At 61.2% G+C, this 22,139-nt stretch carries 22 protein-coding genes and 1 pseudogene; 15 read left to right on the plus strand and 8 right to left on the minus strand.

Annotated features, from left to right (window positions below; genetic code table 11):
• Positions 1–692: 692 nt before the first annotated feature.
• Genes IVB42_RS19815 through IVB42_RS19825 form a run of 3 tightly spaced genes read left to right on the plus strand, consistent with a single transcriptional unit; the run spans position 693 to position 7,220 of the window.
• On the plus strand, positions 693–4,001 hold the full coding sequence (locus tag IVB42_RS19815; protein ID WP_247471103.1) for a hypothetical protein: 3,309 nt from the start codon (positions 693–695) through the stop codon (positions 3,999–4,001).
• 12 nt (positions 4,002–4,013) lie between these two features.
• Positions 4,014–5,837: a type I secretion system permease/ATPase gene (locus IVB42_RS19820; protein ID WP_018458879.1), complete on the plus strand. Its 1,824-nt coding sequence runs from the start codon at positions 4,014–4,016 to the stop codon at positions 5,835–5,837.
• An 18-nt stretch (positions 5,838–5,855) separates the two neighbouring features.
• Positions 5,856–7,220 carry an HlyD family type I secretion periplasmic adaptor subunit gene (locus IVB42_RS19825; protein WP_247399562.1) on the plus strand — a complete coding sequence of 455 codons (1,365 nt, stop codon included), beginning with the start codon at positions 5,856–5,858 and terminating at the stop codon, positions 7,218–7,220.
• An 818-nt stretch (positions 7,221–8,038) separates the two neighbouring features.
• Here IVB42_RS19825 and IVB42_RS19830 read toward each other — a convergent pair.
• From IVB42_RS19830 to IVB42_RS19840, 3 genes are all read right to left on the minus strand, one after another.
• The gene (locus IVB42_RS19830; RefSeq protein ID WP_247399559.1) at positions 8,039–9,211 is read right to left on the minus strand and encodes an ERF family protein; all 1,173 of its coding nucleotides are present in this window, start codon (positions 9,209–9,211) and stop codon (positions 8,039–8,041) included.
• A gap of 17 nt (positions 9,212–9,228) precedes the next feature.
• The gene (locus IVB42_RS19835) at positions 9,229–9,456 is read right to left on the minus strand and encodes a hypothetical protein (protein ID WP_018458884.1); all 228 of its coding nucleotides are present in this window, start codon (positions 9,454–9,456) and stop codon (positions 9,229–9,231) included.
• A 71-nt stretch (positions 9,457–9,527) separates the two neighbouring features.
• Positions 9,528–10,334, minus strand: coding sequence for a YqaJ viral recombinase family protein (locus IVB42_RS19840; RefSeq protein ID WP_247399556.1), 807 nt, complete (start codon positions 10,332–10,334; stop codon positions 9,528–9,530).
• A 55-nt stretch (positions 10,335–10,389) separates the two neighbouring features.
• Between IVB42_RS19840 and IVB42_RS19845 the strand changes: the two genes are divergently transcribed.
• The 4 genes from IVB42_RS19845 to IVB42_RS19860 all read left to right on the plus strand — a co-directional run bounded on the left by IVB42_RS19845 (position 10,390) and on the right by IVB42_RS19860 (position 12,453).
• A complete protein-coding gene (locus IVB42_RS19845) occupies positions 10,390–10,665 on the plus strand; it encodes a helix-turn-helix domain-containing protein (RefSeq protein ID WP_247399553.1) in 276 nt (91 codons plus the stop codon).
• 226 nt (positions 10,666–10,891) lie between these two features.
• Positions 10,892–11,101 (plus strand): hypothetical protein, encoded by a 210-nt coding sequence (locus IVB42_RS19850; protein WP_247399550.1) that lies wholly within the window; start codon positions 10,892–10,894, stop codon positions 11,099–11,101.
• A 254-nt stretch (positions 11,102–11,355) separates the two neighbouring features.
• Positions 11,356–11,922: a hypothetical protein gene (locus tag IVB42_RS19855; RefSeq protein WP_247410691.1), complete on the plus strand. Its 567-nt coding sequence runs from the start codon at positions 11,356–11,358 to the stop codon at positions 11,920–11,922.
• Between the two features lie 3 nt (positions 11,923–11,925).
• The gene (locus IVB42_RS19860) at positions 11,926–12,453 is read left to right on the plus strand and encodes a hypothetical protein (RefSeq protein WP_247399544.1); all 528 of its coding nucleotides are present in this window, start codon (positions 11,926–11,928) and stop codon (positions 12,451–12,453) included.
• Between the two features lie 868 nt (positions 12,454–13,321).
• Here the strand turns inward: IVB42_RS19860 and IVB42_RS19865 are convergent.
• A complete protein-coding gene (locus tag IVB42_RS19865) occupies positions 13,322–13,537 on the minus strand; it encodes a hypothetical protein (protein WP_007595450.1) in 216 nt (71 codons plus the stop codon).
• A 398-nt stretch (positions 13,538–13,935) separates the two neighbouring features.
• On the opposite strand from IVB42_RS19865, the gene IVB42_RS19870 reads away from it, so the two are divergent.
• Positions 13,936–14,280, plus strand: coding sequence for a hypothetical protein (locus IVB42_RS19870; RefSeq protein WP_247363667.1), 345 nt, complete (start codon positions 13,936–13,938; stop codon positions 14,278–14,280).
• A 1,345-nt stretch (positions 14,281–15,625) separates the two neighbouring features.
• Complete coding sequence (locus IVB42_RS19875; protein WP_204513776.1) at positions 15,626–15,772, plus strand: hypothetical protein; 147 nt, start codon at positions 15,626–15,628, stop codon at positions 15,770–15,772.
• 58 nt (positions 15,773–15,830) lie between these two features.
• Here the strand turns inward: IVB42_RS19875 and IVB42_RS19880 are convergent, their stop codons facing one another.
• Positions 15,831–16,013, minus strand: a complete 183-nt coding sequence (locus IVB42_RS19880) for a hypothetical protein (RefSeq protein WP_247399541.1) — start codon at positions 16,011–16,013, stop codon at positions 15,831–15,833.
• Positions 16,014–16,793: 780 nt separating this feature from the next.
• Between IVB42_RS19880 and IVB42_RS19885 the strand changes: the two genes are divergently transcribed.
• A complete protein-coding gene (locus IVB42_RS19885; RefSeq protein WP_247471111.1) occupies positions 16,794–17,033 on the plus strand; it encodes a hypothetical protein in 240 nt (79 codons plus the stop codon).
• Positions 17,034–17,189: 156 nt separating this feature from the next.
• On the opposite strand, the gene IVB42_RS19890 is transcribed toward IVB42_RS19885, so the two are convergent.
• Positions 17,190–17,363, minus strand: a complete 174-nt coding sequence (locus IVB42_RS19890) for a hypothetical protein (protein ID WP_166517574.1) — start codon at positions 17,361–17,363, stop codon at positions 17,190–17,192.
• A gap of 513 nt (positions 17,364–17,876) precedes the next feature.
• On the opposite strand from IVB42_RS19890, the gene IVB42_RS19895 reads away from it, so the two are divergent.
• The 3 genes from IVB42_RS19895 (at position 17,877) to IVB42_RS19905 (ending at position 19,129) form a co-directional block, all read left to right on the plus strand.
• Complete coding sequence (locus tag IVB42_RS19895) at positions 17,877–18,122, plus strand: PilZ domain-containing protein (protein ID WP_018459961.1); 246 nt, start codon at positions 17,877–17,879, stop codon at positions 18,120–18,122.
• Between the two features lie 592 nt (positions 18,123–18,714).
• Complete coding sequence (locus tag IVB42_RS19900; protein ID WP_247399539.1) at positions 18,715–18,873, plus strand: hypothetical protein; 159 nt, start codon at positions 18,715–18,717, stop codon at positions 18,871–18,873.
• 46 nt (positions 18,874–18,919) lie between these two features.
• Complete coding sequence (locus IVB42_RS19905) at positions 18,920–19,129, plus strand: hypothetical protein (RefSeq protein ID WP_247399536.1); 210 nt, start codon at positions 18,920–18,922, stop codon at positions 19,127–19,129.
• Between the two features lie 181 nt (positions 19,130–19,310).
• Here IVB42_RS19905 and IVB42_RS19910 read toward each other — a convergent pair whose 3' ends face one another.
• Positions 19,311–19,487: a hypothetical protein gene (locus tag IVB42_RS19910; protein ID WP_157643135.1), complete on the minus strand. Its 177-nt coding sequence runs from the start codon at positions 19,485–19,487 to the stop codon at positions 19,311–19,313.
• 320 nt (positions 19,488–19,807) lie between these two features.
• Entirely contained in the window at positions 19,808–20,017 is a 210-nt protein-coding gene (locus IVB42_RS19915; protein ID WP_007595423.1) for a hypothetical protein, read from the minus strand.
• 1,180 nt (positions 20,018–21,197) lie between these two features.
• Here IVB42_RS19915 and IVB42_RS19920 point away from each other — a divergent pair.
• Positions 21,198–21,677: a hypothetical protein gene (locus IVB42_RS19920; RefSeq protein WP_247399534.1), complete on the plus strand. Its 480-nt coding sequence runs from the start codon at positions 21,198–21,200 to the stop codon at positions 21,675–21,677.
• A 99-nt stretch (positions 21,678–21,776) separates the two neighbouring features.
• Positions 21,777–22,139 (plus strand): annotated as a pseudogene (locus IVB42_RS19925) (transposase); the annotation flags it as partial.

The raw sequence follows: 22,139 nt of genomic DNA on the forward strand, positions 1-22,139 counted from the left end.
GCGAGGGTGATTTTTGATCAAGAAAGGCGGCGGTCATGCACCAGGTAGAAAAGCGCGAATTGTTCGAACAAGAGCGGAAGATTTTCGAAGCCGGAGTGCAGCGCGCCGACAAGCGATCCGGCTCTTTCAGTTTCTTGACCCGGTCGTTCTTTATTGCCCAGCTAGTTGCCTGCGAGGAGTTTCTTGCCGCCCCGTTCAAATCTGCGCTGGCCAAGCAAGAAGACGCGACAGCCGCTCAAGCAGGTGCGGGGCCGCAAGGGACAAATGACGAGCTGCCTGCGAGCGATCCCGCGAAACCGGGCGCGGAGGATGAGAGGCCAAAAGGGCCGGCCGCCTCGTGGGACACGCATGTGGCTCAGCTCGATCCGACCGGGCTCCTGGCGGAGCCGCATGAAGACGCGCCCAGACCGAGCACCGCTCGTGGCGAAGCAGTCGCTACTGCGAACTCTGGGGGTGTGGGTGGGAGTGGCGACGAGGTCGATTTTTGCAAGCACCATGCTCACGCCTCAGCCGACGTTAGTTGCGTCAGTCGCGTCAACTCGCTTTCAGCGGATTCCGACCTCGGAAGCACTCAATTGCCCGGTGAATCAACGCTCGAATCCGTTGGGTCTAATGTGCTTTGCGACTCGTTTAGCCCGTCGATCGTCAACTCCTTTCCCCCGCTTGGAATGCTCGGCGGCCTTAGTAATGACGTGGTGGTAGGGATTGCGCCGGTCGAGGCGGCGGTGCCGCCGACGCTCGCGACGGCGAGCGACATCGTCATCACGGTGCCCAACGACGTGGCCGGCACGATTGCGTCGGTCGCGGCGATGGTGCCGCCGGCGCTCGCGACCACGAGCGACTCCGTCAGCACGCGATCCGATGACGAGGCCGGCGCGATCGCGCCGCTCGAGGCGGCTGTGGTGCCGGCACTCGCGACGGCGACCGACACCGTCAGCGCGCTGCCCAACGACGTGGTTGGCGCAATGGCGCCGGTCGAGGCGGCGGTGCCGCCGGCACTTGCGACGGCGAGCGACAGCGTCACCGCGCTGCCCAACGACGTAGTTGGAACGATTGCGCCGGTCGAGGCGGCGGTGCCGCCGGCACTGGCGACGGCGACCGACACCGTCAGCGCGCTGCCCAACGACGTGGTTGAGGCGGTCGCGCCGATCGAGGCGGCGGTACCGCCGGCACTCGCCGCGGCGACCGACACCGTGAGCACGCTATCCAACGACGTGGTTGGCGCAATCGCGCCGGTCGAGGCGGCGGTGCCGCCGGCACTGGCGGCAGCGAGCGACAGCGTCGGCGCGCTGCCTAACGACGTAGTTGGAACGATTGCGCCCGTCGAGACGGCGGTGCCGCCGACCCTGGCGACGGCGACCGACAGCGTCAGCAGGCTATCCAGCGACGTGGTTGGCGCAATTGCGCCGGTCGAGTTGGCGGCGCCGCCGGCACTGGCGACGGCAACTGACAGCGTCGGCACGCTACCCAACGACATGGTTGGCGCGATTGAGACGGTCGAGGCGGCGGTAGCGCCGGCACTCGCCACGGTGACCGATACCGTGAGCACGAGACCCAACGACGTGGTTGGCGCAATTGCGCCGATCGAGGCGGCGGTGCCGCCGGCACTGGCGACTGCGACCGACACCGTCAGCGCGCTGCCCAACGACGTGGTTGGCGCGATCGCGCCGGTCGAGGCGACGGTGCCGCGGGTGCTCGCGACGGCGACCGACAGCGTCAGCACGCTATTCCACGACGTGGTTGACGCAATTGCGCCGGTCGAGGCGACGGTGCCGCCGGTGCTCGCGACGGCGACCGACGCCGTCAGCACGCTGCCCAACGACGTGGTTGGCGCGATTGCGCCGATCGAGGCGGCGGTGCCGCCGGCGCTGGCGATGGCGACCGACATCGTCAGCACGCTATCCAACGACGTGGTTGGCGCAATTGCGCCGGTCGAGGCGGCGCAGCCGACGCTCACGACCTTCGCCGACACCGCGGGCACGCTGCCCGACGACGTGGTCGGCGCGATTGCGCCGGTCGAGTCCGCGGCGCAGCCGACGCTATCGACTCTGGCCGACACTGCGAGCACGCTGCCCGATGACGTGGTTGGAATAATTGCGCCGGTCGAGGCTACGGTGCCGCCGGCGCTTGCGACGGCGATCGACACCGTGAGCACGGTGAGCAACGAGGTGGTTGACCAGACGACGGGTCCAGACACTCAGTCGACCGCGTTGTCGCAAACGGTTGCATCGGGAAGCACGGGAACTGACACGCTTGATAGTTCAGCATCACCCCTTGAGATCGCGGAGGCGGAACTGATCACCGGTAACGGTGCCCCTGGTCATGTATCACAGCCCACCGATGTGGCTGGCAATGCACTTGCGAGTGGCGCGCCGGTCCTTGACACGAGCGCACCTGTGCTAACCACAACAGTTGCCGCTCTGACCAATCCGGCCGGCGAGGTGTCGCATCCCGTCGACACGGACAGCGTGGCTGGCGATGCTTTGGCGAGTGCGGCGCCCGCTGCTAACACCAGCGAGCCTGCGCTCGCCACAACGGCTGCCGCTCTGGCAGATGCGCCGAGCGACCTGTCGCAACCTGCCGACACGGGTAGTGTGGCTGCCGATGCTCTGGCGAGTACGGTGCCGGTCCCTGACACGAGCGAGCCGGTGCTCGCCACAACGGCTGCCGCTCTGACCAATCCGAGCAGCGACGTGTCGCATCCGGCCGACACTGGGACCGTGGCTGGCGATGCTTTGGCGAGTGCGGCACCGGTCGCGGACATCAGCGAGCCGGTGCTCACCACAACGGCTGCCGCGCTGACCGATGCGCCGAGCGACGTGTCGCAACCGGCGGACACGGGCAGCGTGGCTGGCGATGCTTTGGCCAGTGCGGCGCCGGTCGCGGACACGAGCGAGCCGGTGCTCACCACAGCTGCGGCTCTGACCGATGCGCCGAGCGACGCGTCGCAACCGGCCGACACGGGCGGTGCGGTTGGCGATGCCTTGGCCAGTGCGGCGCCGGTCGCGGACACGAGCGAGCCGGTGCTCACCACAACAGCTGCGGCTCCGACCGATGCGCCGAGCGACGTGTCGCAACCGGCCGACACGGGCGGTGCGGTTGGCGATGCCTTGGCCAGTGCGGCGCCGGTCGCGGACACGAGCGAGCCGGTGCTCACCACAACCGCGCTGACCGATGCGCCGAGCGACGCGTCGCAACCGGCCGACACGGGCAGCGTGGCTGGCGATGCCTTCGCGAGTGCGGCGCCGGTCGCGGACACGACCGAGCCGGTGCTCACCACAGCTGCGGCTCCGACCGATGCGCCGAGCGACGCGTCGCAACCGGCGGACACGGGCAGCGTGGCTGGCGATGCCTTGGCCAGTGCGGCACCGGTCGCGGACATCAGCGAGCCGGCGCTCACCACAACGGCTGCCGCGCTGACCGATGCGCCGAGCGACGTGTCGCAACCGGCGGACACGGGCAGCGTGGCTGGCGATGCTTTGGCGAGTGCGGCACCCGTCGCTGACACGACCGAGCCGGTGCTCACCAGCACCGGAGACTCGCTCAGCACCCCCGCGACCGAACCGGTGGCGCCGGCCGTGCCGGACACCAGCAGCGCTCAAACTCCTGGATCGGCCGACACGCTTCTTGCGCTCGCCACCACCGCTGACGCACCGATCGAGAGTTCGGCATCCGCCACCACTGCCCCGGAGAACGTCGTGACGGACACCTCAAATGCCGCGGCGACGACCGCCGTCGCGGGCGATGTGATCGCGTTGAACGATGCGCCACCGCCGCCGGCAGATTCGCTGTTCAACGGAACCCAGTATACAGACTATGGCGTCACGCTCAGCAGCGAGATCGCGCCCTCCCAGACTGCCGTGTCGCAGGCGGACACCGCATCGGCGCAAGACGTTTCGGCGCCGCTGGCTGCCGACGTCCAAAAACCCGCGCCGCCGCCTCCCGACATCGTGGATAATACTCCGATCGATCATGTTGGAACTCATGATGCCATCCTCTAGTGGGAGGCAAACATGGCAGCTGTCGAGACACTGGACGATCCGCCGCGCAACCATCATTCCGGAGCTCAACATCGCGTCGCACCCGGCGGCGAGGCCCGCGACTATGTCGGACCTGTCAACGCGCTGGCAGCCTGGCGTTCGGTCGCGCGCACCAACCTCGTAGCGGTCGCAGCATTTTCGGTCGTTGTGAATCTGCTGATGCTCACGTTGCCGATCTACCTCTTTCAAATATCCGATCGCGTGCTGACGAGCCGTAGTCTCGAGACACTGCTGATGCTCTCGGCTCTCGCGCTGACGTTCATCGGTGTCCTGTCGATCGTGGACATTCTGCGTCGGCAGGTGCTGGGGCGTCTTGCGACCAAGATGGAAGCGGTGCTGGGCGGCGCAGTGCTGGCGAGCAGCATCAACAACGCCAGGGCGGGCGAGGGAGGAACCATCCAGGCGATCCGCAGCCTTCACCAGGTGCGGGGCTTCATCTCGAGCCCTATCATGCTTTTACTGATGGACGCGCCCCTCTCGCCCCTCTACTTCGCAGTCATATTCCTCGTTCACCGAGATCTGGGCTGGATCGCAGTCGTATCGGGTTTGGTCCTGGCACTTATTGCGCTGATCAACCAGAAAGCGACCTCGGAGCGTCTGAGCGAGGCTGGCCTGCATGCCGCCGAGGCCGATGCGGCGGCGGAGTCGCTGGCGCGAAATTCGCAGGTGATCAATGCGATGGGAATGCTCAGCGAAAGCATTCTCCACTGGGGGCGCCGGCAGGCGCCGGCGCTGACGGTGCAGAGCCAAGCCCTTGACCGGAATTTCTGGATCAGCGGTGCGTCGAAATTCGTCCGCCTCGTGGCCCAGATCACGATCCTTGGTACCGGTGCCTATCTGGCCCTGCACGCCGAGATCACCGGGGGTATGATGATCGCGGCTTCGATCATTGCCGGCCGCGCCCTGCAGCCGCTCGAGGGCTTGATTGAGGGATGGCGCAGCTGCGTTCAGGCGCGATCGGCCTATGCCCGCGTCAAGCAGGCCGTCGAGTCATTTCAGCGCGAGGCGCCTAAGCTGCGCTTGCCCAGACCGCAAGGGCGCCTGAGCGTTGATCGGGTCTTGTATCTGCCGCCGGGCTCGAAGGAGCCGGTGCTCAATGGCGTGTCGCTCGAGCTCGCGCCCGGAGAGTCTTTGGCCATTGTCGGACCGTCCGGATCGGGCAAGTCGACGCTCGCGCGCATTCTGGTGGGTTGTCTGGTGCCGACAGCCGGCAAGGTCAGGCTGGACGGAACGGAGCTGCGCAATTGGGATCGCCGCCAGTTCGGGGAATATAGCGGTTATCTGCCCCAGGAGGTCGAGCTATTTCCCGGGACCATCAAGCAGAACATCTGCCGCATGCGCGACGACTTGCCCGACGAGAGCATCTATGAGGCGGCGATATTGTCGGGAATTCACGACATGGTCTGCCAGTTGAAGCAAGGATACGAGACCGTGCTCGACCGCAGTGGCGGGCCGCTCTCGGGAGGACAGAAGCAGCGCATCGCGCTCGCCCGGGCTTTCTTCGGTAATCCGTCCCTTGTCGTGCTCGACGAGCCCAACTCGAATCTCGACGCGGCGGGCGAGCAGGCTCTGACCGAGACCCTGCAGCGCGCCAAGAGGCGGGGGGTCACCGCCGTGGTCGTAACCCTGCGCCCGGCGCTACTGAACAGTGTTGACAAAGTGCTGATACTGCGGGCCGGACGCGCGGAAGCATTCGGCTCTCCGAGCGAGGTGTTGCATCGCCTGGTTCGGTCGCCCGCCAGGGCCGGCGGTGATGAGCCGGAGCAGCCGCAACGCATCGAATCCTCGGGCGGGTGACGAGCGCGGGAGGACAGCATGAGAGCGGTAAAGGACGACATCGGCGAGTGGTACCGCGGTGTTCCGCTGAGCGCCAAATGGCCCATCTTCACCGGCCTCGCCATCTTGGTTGTTTGGCTCGGCTGTTTCGGCGTTTGGGCCGCAGTCGCTCCCCTCAACAGTGCGGTCGTCGCCTCGGGTACGTTCGTGGCTGCCGGGCAGAACAAGCTTCTCCAGCACTTCGAGGGCGGCATCATCCGCGAGATTGCGGTCAAGGACGGCGATGCCGTCGAGGCCAACCAGGTCCTGGTTCGCATGGACGATACCGCTGCCAACGCCAAGCTGAAACGGCTGGTTTTGAAGAAGTATCGACTGCTCGCCATGAAGGCGCGTCTGGAAGCTGAAATGAGCTCTTCTGACGCAATCGAAACCCCGGCCGCATTCAGCGAGAACGCACGTGATCCAGAAATCAAAGCGATTCTTGAGCGGCAACGTGCCGAGCTTCAGGCCCGCCGGGCAAGTCTGGTGACCGACGAAAGCGTACTCCTAAAGCAAATCGCTGGGCTGGAGGAAAGCATCCGCGGATATCAGGCGCAAGTTCAGTCCACCAAAGAGCGAATTTCCTTGTTCGTCGAAGAGCTGAAGGACAAGAATTCCCTTCTTGGCCAGCAGTTGGTCCGCAAGTCGGATGTGCTTGCGTTGCGACGCTCAGAGGCGGGTCTCGGGGGTGAGCTAGGCGAATATCTCGGCCGCATCGCCGATTCGAAGGAGCGGATCGCCCAGGCGAACGAACGAATAGCGCAGCTCCACACGACGGCGCTTCGGGAGGCGATCAAGGAGTTGCGCGAGACCGAGGCCGAGCTGGACGACGGAGAGGAGCAGATTCGCGCCGCTCAGGATGTGGTCGATCGGGTCGATGTCCGGTCGCCGGTTCGAGGTATTGTGGTGAAGAACAACTTCCATACACCGGGCGGCGTGGTCTCTCCTGGTGCCGTGATCCTTGAGCTCCTGCCGATTGGCGACGAGCGCATCATCGAGGCACATGTGAACCCCAAGGACATTTCGCATGTGAGCGTAGGCCAGGAGGCGCTGGTGCGGCTGTCGGCGCTCAACCAGCGCATCACGCCCATGGTCGGGGCGAGCGTCATCTACGTGTCAGCGGACGCCTTGGCGGAGCAAGTGCAGGGGAAGGCCGAAACCCGTCGCGACGGCGACACGCGTGGGGAATTCTATGTTGTTCGGGTGCGCCTGGACCAGGACGATATTCTCAGGCAAATGCCTGAATTCATCCCGACGCCCGGGATGCCCGCGGACATTTACATCAAGACCGGAGAACGTACGTTTTTCGAGTACATCATGAAGCCTGCCCTCGACAGCCTCTCCCGCGCGTTCCGCGAAACCTGAAGCGAGCGGTTTGGACCTCAATGCTGAGCACTCGCGTGTACGGTGAGCTCAAGCCTTTCGGTCTGAGGCTTGATAAAACGGCGCTGCTTCGCTCAGCCCTTCTCGCGTTCGTTTTTCATGGCGGCAGGATAGCCCCGAACTCGATCCTGCTCGTTTCGGCCTAAGGTCCTGAACAGCGAATGCGCGACATACAGCGTCGCTTCCGTGCGGTATCGGCGCGCCATGATCGCGAGAGTTAGCTACCCTAGCGGCCGCAATGGCATTTGCGGTCCGCGTGCCGTCGTCGAGCCGTTGGCCGGCGACGACAACGCTCAAACACATGGCGTGCTCCCGAACGGTGATTTTGCTTGCTTGGTCGGCTTGGCACCCGCGAAACGAGGGAGCACGAACCAATGGAGGCGCCATGATCGGCTTGGGAGTTGCGAAACTATTCGTTAGCTTTCATGTGGCCAGCTGGGACCGTGCCGATTACCGCCCATTGCGGCACATTGGAATGGGAATGCCGGCCCCGGCTGTTGGCCCCATCCTGCGGCTGGGGCCGTTTTGAATTTTAACAGCATCGTTCAACCCGGTCGACAACCATGCTTAGAGGCATTGCTATCGCGCTATTCGGAATGGGCATCTTTTCTCAGCTTGATCGCGCGCTCTTCTATGGCCGCCATACTGACGCCGCGTTCAGACTGATGCGGGAGATTGGCCGGGGTTTTGGGCTGTAAGGTTCAGCCGCGCGACCCATGGCAGGACACAAAAAGATCGCTCGGCGGTTAAGTCCCCATCCTTCGCGCCATTCGCTTCGCTGACCCCACATTGCGGCCGAGTCATCGTGCAGTGGTCCCCGGACCTGAGGCCGGCGGAGGTGGTATGGCGGACGCTGTCGCACGCTCATGGACTGGGCTCGCTGCCCAAAGCTCCTTTGCAAGGGGCAGCGGTGAGATCTGTACCTCCGACCACCATGCCCTTTCGTTGCCATGGCGGTGCAGCTGTTGATGATGCGCGCGGCACAAGGGCACCGTGAACTCGTCGCTGACCTTGCGGCCGAGCGCTCGTGGTTGCGCGAACTTGAGATGGTGGGCATCGCAGGGCGTCTGCTTGCAGATGAGACAGGGCTGGTCGCGCACGAATGCGAGGTGCGCCTTGTTGCGCTTGCGCGAGGCTTCCTTGGGGAAGGCCAGCCCGATGCTTGGCTCGGGGATGGATTGGCCGTCGGCCGCGCCAACTCGCTCGGCGCCAACCTCAACAGATCGTTCCGCCCGCACCGGGTCTCCGAGCGCAAGCTCGTCCGGCGCGATGCTGATCTCGCAAGGGACGGCCGCCTCGAGCCGCGTCTGATAGGCGGCTTCAATTGAGCGAGCGTCTCGCTCCAAGAGGGTGTTCTTGAGCGGCAGGCTGGCCCTGGCCCAGTTCAGGAGGTCATCCCCGCTCGGGAGTGACCCCAGCTCGCCAAGCAGGCGGTTCCGGAGCTCGGCCGATGCTTGCGCATCGCGCAGCGGCTGGTTCACAACGCCTTTGACCGGCCTCGGCTTTGCCACGGGTCCGGTCAGCGACGCGAGCGGCGGGCCAGCCAGCAGATCCGGCGCATCCAGATCGTCCTCGCCGGCAATGCCGACCAGCGTGAACAGCGCGTAGCGCCGGGCATAGGTCAGGGCGGCGCCCATCCGGTGCGGGGTGGCGGTCTCAGTGACCGGGCACACCGGCCAGTCGGAGGCGATCCATTCGCCCGAGCTGTGGAGTAGGGTGGTGGTGAGCCTGATGAGGCCGGTGTCGGAATCAATCGCGGTCGCTTGCACGGTCGCGATCTCGTACTTGGTGAGGCACTTGCGCACGATCTCAAGACCGCTGGCGAGCGAAGCGTAGCGAAAGGTGCGGCTCTCTTCGCGCGGGAAGGGTGATGCGATCGTGGCAGTCAATGATTTCTCCGGGTTGTCCAGCTCGGCCTGCGCCTTGGCGAGCGCGCCGGCGATCTGGCTGATGGTCTCGCTGCATCGCTGCATCGCCGTCTCCGCTGAAATCATCGGTTGTTCAGGACGTCCAGCTGGACCGCCAAGACGACTCCGGCAACGACCAGCTGCTGCTCTAGGTGACGGACCAGGCCGAGCAGCACGTGGTCTTGGGCGCAGGACGCTTCAAAGCCGTGGAGTTTGGCCCACAACTCCCCGAGCAGTTCGAACGCTTCCTGATACGGCTCCGGAGGATCCGAGGAGGGGTCGAGATGGATAAAGTCAAAGCGCGGCTGCATCGACAGACTCTCTGAAGGCGGGGAGCTGGCGCCGCGCCAAGCCGCGGCCCGCGGTTGATCTGGCCGGCTGCTTACGCGGCGTCGACCACTTCGAAGCTGATCGCGCCGGCCTTGGAGCGCTTGGCGCGCAAGCCGTGGCCGCTCGCCTCCTTGGCGTCGTCCGGCACCAGCGCCTTCAGCTCGGTTTTCGCCCGCTCGTGCTCGAGCGCGGGGCCACGGGTTTTGCGATAGAGCGCCGCCATTTCCGCCCAGGCATTCGAGCCGGTCATGTCGACCACCCGCACCGCCGCCAGCCGCGGCCGCGGCGGCTCGATGCCAAACAGCTGCGGCGCCTCGCCATTTTGCACGCAGCGCCAGAACTTTTTCTCTGCGGTCAGCAGCAGATGCTGGTAGAGCGGGTCGGCATGGACCTTAATCTCGACCCATTTGCCCCCGCCCGTAATGATCGACAGCACCGCGGATCGCGCAGCGACCACCCACATGTTGTGCTGCAATTGTGCCGCGTGCTTTTCCGCCGCGGCTTCCTCGGTGAAGGCCCATGGCAGCATGAACTTCGCCTCGAACACCGCGCCCGTTTCTGCGACAATGCCATCGAGCGTGGCCGCCATCCAGTGGTGGACCGGATGCCGCACCCTTTTCTGAATGTCGGCAATGGTCTGGCCCGACGCGCGCTGGTACCAGCTTCGGTTGAGGTCTTCAGTGACGCTGCCGAGCTGCACGCTCAGGTTGTCTGAAAAATCCTGCGGCGCGATCTCGCCGCGCTTTTCCCGCCACAGGCGCGTGAGATCGTCCTGATCATTGCCCAGGATGATGCGGGCATCCGAGCCGCCGATAAAGGACCGGCGATCGCGAGGGGCATTGGCAAAACGAGGCAACATTGCAATCCTCCAGCCACTGATTCTTAACCTAATGATACTAAAAGTATCGATCTAAATGAAAGCAAAGTCAATACTAAAAGTATCAATTCGGCAAATCAAAGCCGCTCGTGCACTGCTGGGGTGGTCGCAGGATGATCTGGCGAGAACTGCTGAAGTGTCGATTCCAACGATCAAGCGTTTGGAGGCATTGGACGGGCTTCTTGGCGGACGGACTCAAACGGCCGAGAATATCGTGATTGCCCTGACTTCCGCCGGTATCGAGTTCATCGACGAGAACGGTGGAGGCCCCGGCGTCCGACTCCGGAAAGCAGCTACCGAAAAACGCAAATAACCCTGTAGACCGAGTGTTGGAACTGGTCTTTGAAGTGTCGAGAAGGGCGCGCGCGCCTCTCGGATCGTCTTCTGCAGACTGGCCAGGACTCCGCTAGCGCCCAAAGGAAAGCTCATCGGCACATCTGCGTATTTGTCCAGTAGGTTGCCGGCCGCCAACTCGGTGAAGCCACGCTCCTGGCGACGAAGCCGCGATCCAATCACCCACCGGCGCTTCGATGAGCTAATTGGAAGAAGCGCAGATACCACCGCTCGAGTTACCGAAGTTCAGGCGCGAAATTGCACGCGAAACCTATCGTGATTCTGCAATGGCAGCGGATCCTGCCAAGCTGATTGCAGCAACTGCTTTGCTGATGCGCTCGCAACGATCGGTGAGGGGCAAGGACTTCATCCACACCGTGGCGAGTGCAAGCTGGCGCCATTGCAAATCCGCATGATACGAGCCGGAATCATCCCGTCACGAAGCTGAGCAGCCGCGATCACGGGCGGCGGTGGGGCTCAGTGGCGATCGCAAGCCGCCCGGCGCAGATGCTCTTACTTTTTTTTAACGGTTGGCGTGCCACTTTTTTGTTGGAGCTCAATTCCGTTATGACTCGGATTGGCTCCGTTCCCAGAGGAGTTTTCGGGAAAACAAAGCTCGTCGGCAACATGCTTGACGAGGCCAATATTCCTTTGTTTTCGGAGAACCACGATGTCCAACACAACAGGTATTTCTTTTCTAGCGAAGGCACCTCTGCTGCTGACGGAATCGGTGCAAGAGTTCGAGCAGCTCGCGATGGCGATGGTCGAGCGCATTGCGCCCGACGGGATTCTCGCAGAGGTCCTGGTCAACGACGTGATCCATGCGACGTGGGACATCCTTCGCTATCAACGCTGTCGAACGCCGATCATCCAAAGTGCGTATCGCCCGGCGCTCATCAACCTGCTGCAACACGCCACCGGCATTGACGAGCTGGAAGCCGAGCTACTCGCGAACGGATGGTTCAAAACCAAGGCGGGCAAGCAGGAGGTAACGAACCGGCTAGGGCCATACCATCTCGACGAAACTGCGATCGAGGCCGAAGCGATCAAGCTGCTTTGCTCGGAGCTTGAAACCCTCGACCGGTTGCTGGCCTCGGCCGAGACCCGGCGCAACAAGGCGCTGCGCCTGCTTGCGGAGCTTCACGCAGCCACCGCCAGACGGACACGCGAGGTCTCGCACCAGCTGATCGAGGCAGGGCGAGAGGCTGACGGGCGATGTCCCGACGCGGCGGAATAAACAATGGCGAGCGAACGGCAAATCGCGGCGAACCGCCGCAACGCCGGCAAGAGCACCGGACCGAAGACGCGAGCCGGCAGGCAGCGAGCGCGGGCCAACGCCTATCGGCATGGCTTGGCCGCCCCGTCCTCTCGCGAAGCGCGCGCGGAGATTGACGCGCTCGCGCGCCAGTTCGCCGGCGCAACGACCGATCCGATCATTCTGCAGCAGGCGCAGATCGCCGCGCACGCTGAATTTATCCTGGCGCGGGTCGAGCTGTTGCGGATCGCCTGGATCCAGCGCACCTACGCGCTGGGGGCGCCGCAGGACGCGCCTCTCGAGGTTTACAATCGCGAGGTGTGGGCGTGGATCCGAGACGGAACGCCAACGCGTCTGCCACAGGATACCATGCCGTCGGCCGGACCCGAACGCCTCACCGAAGCGATCCGGCGTAGTCTGCGAGAACTTGGAAAACTCGAGCGCTACGAGGCGCGAGCGATGGCGCGCCGTAACCGGGCCTTTCGCCAACTGGTGCGCCGCCGAACGAACTGAGGGGACACAAGTTGCGCAGAACGAATCGAATTTGGTTCACGTACCGCTCCGTCGCGCTTCGACTACACCAGGGAACATCAGTTTCAACGCGTCCTCCACTCGCCAGTGGAGCTTAGCTCATCGAGGCGATGTCACTCACAGCATTCGAAAGGCGATCGCGGGCTCAATGACTGGCTTGCTCAGGCAGACCGAGGGCGGGAGTGTCGGCGCTGCGGGTCGCGGGCCCGCGCGCGTTGGTTTGCGCCCGCGAGATGAAGGGAGGCTCGGAATGTGCAGAACGAACCCAATTTTGTTGAAGCGATTCAACTTAGCTCCGCAAGTTGACGCGCTCAGACCCCAACGCTTTGAGCGGCCGCCGGTCGCCTCGGGTGTGCCAACAATCGCGCCGGTGTTAGCGTCGATCGACGTGTCGAGCTTGGTCTCCGAACGGAATTTATTAAGACGATCGATCAACCCGTGCATTTTCCAAATTCACTTATCGCGCGGCTGCTGCTCCCTTTTGTTGGTGGTGAAGGCCTGTGCCTGACGTGTATGCCACCAAGGCGACGTTGTACGCCTGCCAAAGCGTGTGCCGGTCGAGATCCGGGAAACACTTCAACACGAGTGGTTCAACGTCAGCGGCTTGATATGCATCCAAGCATTGAAGAATGACGCAGCTGACGTCCGCGATGCTGTGGTGTTGCATTTTCATTGGTCCCGGTTATGGACATCAGCTGGTTCGGCGGCCGCGGTCTCTTGGTCTGTTGCCAGGACGACAGGTGCAGCCACAAGCTGAAGCAACCGCCGGCAGACGTTGATCGATGGCCCCATCACCTTAGGTGGGGAGCCTCGCTCGCGCGCAGGGTTTGCGGCAAGCGCGACGCCCTTGTCAGAGCCGGTCGCGACCCGACGATGATGCGCGGACATTGAGCTCTGATGAACCGCCCGGTCCATTAGTTTGGTGGAGTTGTTGGAGTCGCCTGTCGAGTTCTTGTTTTTTGGCAACGATCCTCGCGGCGAGAATCTGATCGACGTCGGTGTAGAGAGCCCACAACTCATCGAGGGACATCTGCTCAAATTGCGGTTGGTAATCACGAATGTCCACAGTCCGGCCCCCGGCTGGGGCGGGTAGCAGCTAAGTCAGTCTTGAAAGCCCGGACTCTTACGCTGATCAGATAATCGCGTTGCTGGCCGGGCCGACCGCGCTGCCCTCATAAACCGCCTTCCCAGCTCTAGTTTCGCGTGTCGCACCGACGATTCTGCGCTCGGCCTTAGCTACTCGGTCTCTAAGGGTCTCAAGTTCGGATACTTGAGACGCGAGTGCCTCATAATGTTGGTGCAGAGCGAATTGCCAACCATCCAGTCGCGCACGAGCGTCCATTGCACGCCCCTCTATGGTACTGCCACAAAAGACGTGGCCCGCAATTGGGACCACCGCGAGACTAGTCAAATTGACCCATCAGGTCTGTTCGCTTTCGCACATTCGCTGTATGCTTTCCCTCGGTGGATCGCCACGCGTCGATTGCTGCGAGCGGCAAGCAAGATATTGCTGCTGACCTGCCGCTCGGGCCTCACGGTTTTCGAATTCGCAAAATCGACGGCTTCCAGGCGACTGCCGCCCGCAGGCAAGGCCGGGCCTTGGATCTCGCGATCGCACAAAATACCGCCAGCGCCGTCTACGGCCCCGGCATTTCGGGTTGTGCTTGGGCCGCCGCGACTGCGCGCGTTGACGAGCGATGCGGGAAGCCTCAGCCCTTAGCCGGTCTATTTCGGGCGGAGCAGCGCTTACGATTAGACAAGTGCGCGATTTTGGTCTTCTTCACGAAAATCCAATTAAATGGCAAGTGACGTCCAGCGATTCAGGAGCGCATCGCGTCGATAGCGTGTGCGATTAAAATGCCCACGCTCAAAATAACTAGAAAAACGAGCAACCAGGTACTCACGTCCACCTCCTGTCTTGGAAGTGAACCTTCCTGTTTATGCACAGTCAAAGGCATCACGTAGGGAACCGCGATTTCAGCGGCCGCTGAGGATTTATTGCCACACGGCGGGCTATCGTCGGAACGCAAGAAAAAGGAGTGTGCCGACGATGGCGGTCGCGAGAAGTGGAAACCAAATGTCCGGCACTTCAGGGACTCCGACTCACTGCGTCGGATTAAATGCGAGCTGCGCTCTTATTTCTTCTGGTTTTCACTATTCTCCACAGCTCAAACAGAAGTGGCCGCAACTCGCAACGAATATTTGCGGTATTATGTTCGTGGTTTGGCGTCGTCAGTATTCGGAGCGGTTCGATCTCGCGTGTTCGTATGGCTAGCCGGCTCACGTGCAGATCCATTTCTGGTCAGCAGTTCCAGGTTTAACGCATCTCGGCAGCATCAAGCTTAACGAGTGACATTCGTTGCCAACTTGCCGGGACGGAATATCGTCGCGTCGATCGGGCATTTTCTTTCCGAACCACCAGTTAGCGGGGTTGCCTGAAAACGGGTTCGATTTCCAGGATTCGATATTCGTCGGATGGAAATTCGAACTATCGTGCACCAGCCGCGCAGCTCTCCTATCGCGACCCGCTGGAAGCCGAGTACCGTCAGCTCATCGAGCTACGAAAGCGGGTCAGACAGGCCGAAGCCGCGGCCTCAAAACGGTTTACGATCGCGACTAGGAAAAAAGAATTCGCCGCAACGAAGATGAATCCGCTGGCAGGCATCTGCTCGATGCGTGCGGCGGAGTTCGTGGCGTGCAGCGCCAGGGTTGTAACCACCAAAGTCAGGTCGTCGAGAGGGGTCGAGATGCCTTGGTGGCGGGCTTGGGGGAGAAGCGTGCAGTCGGTGGGACTACGACCGCTTTGAATGCGCCCGCGAACCGCCTACGCGCGAATGAGGCCGCCTCAACTCCGGTTCACTTCTGCTTTTGCGTCACCAATCGCAAGGGGATGTTGTGGAGATGCGCGCGACCTCGCACAGCCGGTTCTGTCCATGCCCCAGCGCGCGAGCGATGTCGTCGGGTCGATTTCCTGCGGCGGCCATAGCGATCAGCCGCTGATGATCTTCCGGTGTCCACCTTCTCACCAGTGGGTAACGTGACCGTTCTATCACGCCAGCGGCCCCCCAGCCTGTTGCACGCCTATGCCTGCCTATACAGTTCGCCGATTCGCGCCCAACAAGCGAGGTGGGCTGCTGGTCGGCGATCGGCCAGAATGAAAGTGCTGCTGCTGGTCGCGGAGCGAGGCGCGCCGGTGATGTTCGCCCGGATCGGGGTCGTGCGCCTGTGGAAAGCGCCCTGGAGCGCAGGGGGGCTTCAGGAGCGCCCCAGGGCCGCCCACTCCATGCCGGCGACGGCGTAAGGCCGGCATGATCGCCTACGGCGTTGCCCAAGGCACCGCCTATCGAAATGCCACTGCCTTAATCGTCATGATGGTGGTGGTGGTGATGCTCATGCGAGCTGCCCCCGCCAGACCGCGCAATGGCGTTAGACGTCAGCGATGTTGATAGCAGGAGCGTCATCGCTGGAGGCGTCACGACGGCAAACCTACCGCAGGTCTTTAAGAACTCGCGGCGGTCCTCGTCTTCTGTGGCGCTTGGCATGCTTGAGCTCCGGTCGGTGGCGTGCGGATATTAAGCCGCACGAAATTTAAATCAATTAAACAAATTAAGTTCCTTTTATTATTTACAAGGCCGCGAGCCGGCCTCCAGTCAGGTGGGTGTGCCCGCTACCGGACAGACCGGTCGTTGGTTGTATGTTGCTGCCCGACGTCAAGAACTCGCGATTGAATACAGGCCCTTGCTAAATCATCCGCTATTTCAACACCGAACGAGCAATTTTGTTGAAGAGCGTCGCAAGGACCCTCACCGGATTAGCTAATCAATTGCCGGCTTGCCTCTCAGATGAGAGACGAAGCGCGTCACGCACGAGCCGCCGATGATCGCCCTGGGGCCGAGCCGGAAGGCGGCCAACGTCTTTAGGATGTCCGCGTCGGCGACGATGCAGCGGAAAGCCACGCCTTCGAACGCGCCAAGAAGATCGTCAGGAGCGATGGTGCACGTTGGGAGACGCAAGACCTCAGACAAGAATTCGCATGACAGCTCGGCAAAGCAGCAGATGGGGAGTGTCCACGTTGCGCTCAACATTGACAGCCCGGGCAGTGCATCCGAAATTCAACACCTCCTATCGTTCGCCCTGCTCAGTTCCAGAATTAACTTGCAACACGAACATCAAGCTTAATTCCAGACCGCGATTGCGGCCGCGCGCTAGAGGACTAGTTTGCGCACACGGACATTGTCCTTGTCCGCTCCACCCCAGCGAAGTCGCCGCACTATTATAGTCGGTGCAGCGACTTCGACGCTGGATAGTCGCGCGAGCTTCACTTGAGAGAGCAGCCGGACCACGAAACGCTTGATCTCATCGAGATGCGTCGCCGACTTACGGCGCTCCGGTCGAAACACTCGGACAATCTTTTAATTACTTCGCTGTTGAACCGCTTTTTCGTGAAAGTCGCATTTCTGCTGACGCCAACAGACCTGGCGCACGAGCAATATCTCAAATCCGAATTCGAACGAACGTTGATAAAGGTCAAAGAGATTGCTCCACGGACAAAATCTGACTGAAGGCCGCACCAACGCGTGGCTCTGGACCCGATTGGCCGGGTATCCGCCACTGTTCTATCGGATCAGCCAGGAGCGGTTGTCGGCTTTGGGCACCGGTGTCTGAACAATAATCTCCGCATTCGTCTTCGTCCTCCCTTAAAAAATCGGGTGCTGCTGCTATTCCCGGGGCTTGTCGGTAATCTCTCGCACAGCCAAGCTCAGCTCCAGCTCTCTGAGCTGCTCAATCAGAAGTTCTACGATCTGGTCGTAGTCAGACGCCTTCAGCGAATGCACGCCTCGCAAGGCCAGTTGGTCCTGGAGGATCATCGCCATCATGGCTTTAACGCTCATGGGCCCTCTCGTCGGGAAACAAAGATCGTCATAAAAACAATCAGAAGTAGACGTCAAAGCTTGCGGATGCGCAACGTCCGTAAGAGTACGGACAAGGCGGCAAATCCGTTTGGCGCCGCACAAACGGGAGAATGTGTCGCGTGTGCGCCTTCAGACTAATCCGTTGGAAAAGAAGGCGCCGGGCTGCTGGGACAAGTGTAACGTTTTCGCAGGTAAGGCCAGGTAGGATGTAGCTTTACTCGCCGACAGGCCAGCCATGAGATTGCTAATGACTTCGGATTGCAATGATGAACTAGCGGCTATCGCTCGAGCAATCGCAACCAAGCAGCTTTATATCGAAAGTCAAACCACCTTGATCCAGGTGCTCGAGCGTGACGGACACGACATGCTTAAGCAAAGAAAAGCTCTTGCTAAGGAACGATCAGACCTAGCAACACAGATCGCGCGACAATTTAAGCTGCTAGAGACAAGGTGCACATCGGGCGAAGATGATCTGGTTGCGGCTATAATGAAATGATAGAACGTCGAAAGCTGGAGCGCATCGATGTGGACGAGGTCGCCTACATTTCAGGCGACGGCGCCAGCTTACGCTGCCGCGTGGTCAACATGTCGGAAGAAGGGGCAGCAGTTGAGCTTCCGTCGAAGCGGCACGTGGCCTCCACATTCAAACTAATGCTCGAGAAAGATCGCATCATCCGAAGTTGCCGCCTAGTCTGGTTGAGTGGAAATCTTATCGGGGTCTCGTTCGAGGATCTTTAGGCGGAGAAGAGTCAGTTAGCTCTGCCCTACAATGGAACTCGCGGTTCTTTTGCTGGCATGGATGGGCGATGTCAAACAATAGACCGGAAATCCGTTCGTGGTCCCCCGATGCAGCAGACGCCATGAAGAAGTGACTTCCATTTTGTGGGGACTAACACTCGCCGCTTCTTGTTTGCGCTATCGAGGAACCGCGCGCCTCTGTGCAGCGGCTAATCTTCCTTTCCTAACTCTCGCATCACGACCTTGAGCACATGAGCAACGGCTCTTGCAGCGCCTTCGCCTCGTCCCTTGGCGCGCGCACCTAACGCCGGTTAAGGGATTGGTTACCGGTCACTGTCACCATTTACATACGGTCGCATTATGCGGCAGCGCATTCTGAGAACAGTCTATTCGACACGCCCGGTTGGCGGTCTCTTTCAGGAGACGCCCCAATGCTTAAGGGCTTCACGGTCTTCGTTGTTGCGCTAATCAGTACAGCGCAAGTGGATCAATACCTGACCCACGGTCGGTACACCGACGCGGCCATGGCTATGCTGCGGCAGATCGGTCGCGCGTTTGGATTTTAGATAGTTCTTTGCGAGGGAGACGCCTGATGGAAGGCATTTCATGGGCCGATCTCGAAAGGGATGAGCAACGCGCAATCGCGATATTGGGAGCCGGTCTTTCCATTAAACTGTGCAGCCCCCTTGCTCTCCTGGCGTCAGGTCGGCTTGGGCTGCTGCACGCAATTTGCGAAGAGATGCCGTTTTGAAGTGGGTAAGCGGTTCGGCGCCGGTTGATCACGACAGGGGGGTGGGATGCCAAACGCAATCGAGCTGATTGTGGACGGTTACGTTCGCTTGAACAATCGGAGGGCTCTGGATGATCTCCGCATGCAGCGTCGGAAACTGGCCGTGGACCTAAAGGCACGTACAGGTTTTGATTTCCGGACGACCGTCCAGCAGATCGAGGAGGATATCGCCGTGATCGAGGCTGGGCTGGCGCGGTTGGATGGCGCGGCGAGCTAAGCTGCCAAAGCAGTTCGCGGTTCAAGCCGCCCGATTAGCTTCTTTCTCGGTCCCGCGCATAATGATCTTGAGCACATCATCCGGCAACGGGCCATTGCAGCGCCTTCGCCTACTCTCATGTCGGCGTGGCATCCAGCCACCTGCTACAGGTCAACATCGTCTCGACGCATTTTACTGGCGCCTAGTAAGGCAGTAGTTCGGACGCTTTTGTCCCGGCCAGGCTGTGGAAATTCTTGCAATGACCTATGGCTGTACGGGTGACATGGCGCTCAGCCGAAGGTGTGTAAGACCACAGCATAGTGGTTGCAACAATGAGGAAGGCAACAGCGGCGATTGCAGATGAGATCAGACGCTTCATGGGAAACCTCCGGTTTCCGATTGAAGGTTCGTCCGACAGTTCGATTAAAGGTTCAATGGAAAAAGCCAAAATCTCGGCCCGCTCATGGAGTTCCGTTTAAGACGTAAAGGGCGGCCCGCCCGTGCTAGGCGGCATGCCCACCCGCAATCGTGAGGATCTCGCACTCTGCACCCTCCGAAAAGCCCCGATCCGAATGGTTCGGAAACACCCCGGCATCGGTGCGAAGTTGCCGACATGGCTGTTGACGACGCGGAACAGCGCGCTTATGGCGGCTTGGTTGCTGGTGATCAAACGCGCCAACGAGAACACCCGCTCGCCACCTACTCGACGTCGATCATTCGCTCCTTGGTGATCCGCAGGCTGCGGACGTAATAGCCTTGTGCCTGAACGGCTGACTTGATTTCGTCGCTGACCTTGAGAACTCGTTTCCTGCTCTTCCGCCACTTATGTGCAGAGTAAAGCACGGGCACGGGAGAGCCTGAACTTAGAACGAGCAAGAAGCGCCTGTCATTGCGATAGACATCATACATTTCGCCCCCGCGATCATGTTGAAGTAAGCATGTCTGGTCGTCTCCATGGACGAGCTTAGTATCGCGAATGGCTGCGCGGGTTGTAAATCTGCAACGCCCGGGATTTCTTCAGCAACGTTCCAGATTGGGAACGAACTTGGTGCAGCTCGGCCGTGGGTATTGATCAAGCTCTTGCGAGCGGTCGGGTAAAGAGGTTATCGAATTCCGCCACAACTGCGTGAGCAAATGCGCGGATGCTCGAAATCCCCCGCTGCGATCACTGCGAAGAAGAGTTCGCGCCAGAAGAGCTGATAGTTCTTGCGCCACCGGCCGGGACGGCGAGTTGATCTGCGGTCGGTGCATCGAAGTCAAGCTCCGCCGGGCCGTCGCGAAGCTACCGCTCGGTGATAACTGATACTCCAGCGCATCAGGATCATCTCGATCCCACAGCTTCCGTGTAGGCGGTTCACGAGCGCGGGCGCAATCCAGCCTCCTCGGTAGCATCAAGCTTAACGACTGACATTCGTTGCCAACTTGCCGAGACGGAATATCGTCGCGTCGATCGGACATGTTTTCCCGAACCACCAGTTAGCGGGGGTTGCCTGAAAACGGGTTCGATTTCCATGATTCGGTATTCGTCGTATGGAAATTCGAACTATCGTGCACCAGCCGCGCAGTTCTCCTATCGCGACCCGCTGGAAGCCGAGTACCGTCAGCTCATCGAGGGACGAGAGCGGGTCAGACAGGCCGAAGCCGCGGCCTCGAAACGGTTTACGATCGCGACAAGGAAGGGAATTCGCCGCAACGAAGATGCATCCGCTGGCAGGCATCTGCTCGATGCGCACGGCGGAGTTCGTGGCATGCAGTAACCACCAAAGTCGGGTCGTCGAGAGGGGTCGAGATGCCTTGGTGGCGGGCTTGGGGGAGAAGCGTGCAGTCGCGGGCACTAAGACCGCTTTGAATGGGCCCGCGAACCGCGAGGGCCAGCTCCGTCGGATTGCCGGGCGATGCGCCGCCGTCCGTCTTTCCCGAAGATCCTCGACGGATTAGAGCGCTATACGCGGAGCTGTCGCCGAAAGTCCGCCCTCCGGTTTTCATCTTGTGGCCTTGCTTTGGTCAAACCGGCGTTGGGGAGTGTGGACTTGCCCGATTTAATGCTCGGCCTCAGTCCGGGTGACATTGGGTGCGATGGGGAACGCCGATGCATTCGCCGATTAAACCGATATATCCCGGCTCACAAATTCGTAGTCCCGCGCTCTCACCAGAAGACGTCGAGCTTGTTGCGCGCGCGGACGAACGGCTCGCCCACGCCTATGATCAGATCGCACGTGCAGATGAACAGCTGGCGCGTGTCAATGAACAGCTTTCCAAGTTTGATCAGGATGGCACGCGCAATCCTTCTCAGCCGAAGAATTCCGCGAAATGGTTTCGACCACCTGACCGCGGGGCGAGCTCATCGCGCGGAAGGGCGGCACTGCGCGGCCTGATCGGTCTGCTGTTGGCAAGCGGCATCTGTTTAGCTGCTCTTGCAGCGCAGTCATCCGACGGCGATGCCGTCAGAGCAATGATGTATCGGTGGTCCGCGCATGCCGTTTCACCTTCGTGGTTGCCGCAAGAAAGAGCCGAGATCTCCTCGGCTCTGCCTACCACTCAGACGAGTGCAACCTATGTGGCACTTTAGCAACCGGGGCCGTTGACTACACCGCACGATGCGATCCATGAGCTGCTGCCGGTTTGATGGACACCGAGATTGGGTGTTTTATCGAGCCAGAGGTGGGTCATGCAGAGACGGAAGTTCAGTCGAGAGTTCAAGATCGAGGCGGTCAAGCTCGTCAGGGAGCGCGGGGTATCTGTGGCGCAAGCTGGCCGAGACCTGGGCGTTCATGAGAACGTGCTGCGCAAATGGGTGAAGGAGTTCGGCTTCGACGCTGCGCAGTCCTTCCCCGGCCACGGGCAAATGAAGCCTGAGCAATTGGAGATCGAGCGGCTGCGGCGCGAGGTCAACAAGCTGAAGGCGGAGCGGGATATCCTAAAAAAGGCCGCTGCCTACTTCGCGAAGGAAGCGACATGAAGTTCGGCTTCATCGCGAAGCACCGGGGCATCTGGCCGGTGGCATGGCTATGCGAAGCGATGGGCGTGTCGC

This window comes from Bradyrhizobium sp. 45, from assembly GCF_023073155.1.
In the GTDB taxonomy this organism is placed as follows: Bacteria; Pseudomonadota; Alphaproteobacteria; order Rhizobiales; family Xanthobacteraceae; genus Bradyrhizobium; species Bradyrhizobium canariense_D.

Excerpts from the sequence above, each read along its gene's own strand:
- IVB42_RS19900 (WP_247399539.1), top strand. The coding sequence starts at position 18,715 with ATGGAAGGCATTTCATGGGCCGATCTCGAAAGGGATGAGCAACGCGCA.
- IVB42_RS19880 (WP_247399541.1), bottom strand. The coding sequence starts at position 16,013 with ATGCCAAGCGCCACAGAAGACGAGGACCGCCGCGAGTTCTTAAAGACC.
- IVB42_RS19875 (WP_204513776.1), top strand. The coding sequence starts at position 15,626 with ATGAAAGTGCTGCTGCTGGTCGCGGAGCGAGGCGCGCCGGTGATGTTC.
- IVB42_RS19920 (WP_247399534.1), top strand. The coding sequence starts at position 21,198 with ATGCATTCGCCGATTAAACCGATATATCCCGGCTCACAAATTCGTAGT.
- IVB42_RS19860 (WP_247399544.1), top strand. The coding sequence starts at position 11,926 with ATGGCGAGCGAACGGCAAATCGCGGCGAACCGCCGCAACGCCGGCAAG.
- IVB42_RS19835 (WP_018458884.1), bottom strand. The coding sequence starts at position 9,456 with ATGCAGCCGCGCTTTGACTTTATCCATCTCGACCCCTCCTCGGATCCT.
- IVB42_RS19820 (WP_018458879.1), top strand. The coding sequence starts at position 4,014 with ATGGCAGCTGTCGAGACACTGGACGATCCGCCGCGCAACCATCATTCC.
- IVB42_RS19830 (WP_247399559.1), bottom strand. The coding sequence starts at position 9,211 with ATGCAGCGATGCAGCGAGACCATCAGCCAGATCGCCGGCGCGCTCGCC.
- IVB42_RS19855 (WP_247410691.1), top strand. The coding sequence starts at position 11,356 with ATGTCCAACACAACAGGTATTTCTTTTCTAGCGAAGGCACCTCTGCTG.
- IVB42_RS19845 (WP_247399553.1), top strand. The coding sequence starts at position 10,390 with ATGAAAGCAAAGTCAATACTAAAAGTATCAATTCGGCAAATCAAAGCC.
- IVB42_RS19825 (WP_247399562.1), top strand. The coding sequence starts at position 5,856 with ATGAGAGCGGTAAAGGACGACATCGGCGAGTGGTACCGCGGTGTTCCG.
- IVB42_RS19895 (WP_018459961.1), top strand. The coding sequence starts at position 17,877 with ATGATAGAACGTCGAAAGCTGGAGCGCATCGATGTGGACGAGGTCGCC.
- IVB42_RS19840 (WP_247399556.1), bottom strand. The coding sequence starts at position 10,334 with ATGTTGCCTCGTTTTGCCAATGCCCCTCGCGATCGCCGGTCCTTTATC.
- IVB42_RS19905 (WP_247399536.1), top strand. The coding sequence starts at position 18,920 with ATGCCAAACGCAATCGAGCTGATTGTGGACGGTTACGTTCGCTTGAAC.
- IVB42_RS19890 (WP_166517574.1), bottom strand. The coding sequence starts at position 17,363 with ATGAGCGTTAAAGCCATGATGGCGATGATCCTCCAGGACCAACTGGCC.
- IVB42_RS19915 (WP_007595423.1), bottom strand. The coding sequence starts at position 20,017 with ATGTATGATGTCTATCGCAATGACAGGCGCTTCTTGCTCGTTCTAAGT.
- IVB42_RS19910 (WP_157643135.1), bottom strand. The coding sequence starts at position 19,487 with ATGAAGCGTCTGATCTCATCTGCAATCGCCGCTGTTGCCTTCCTCATT.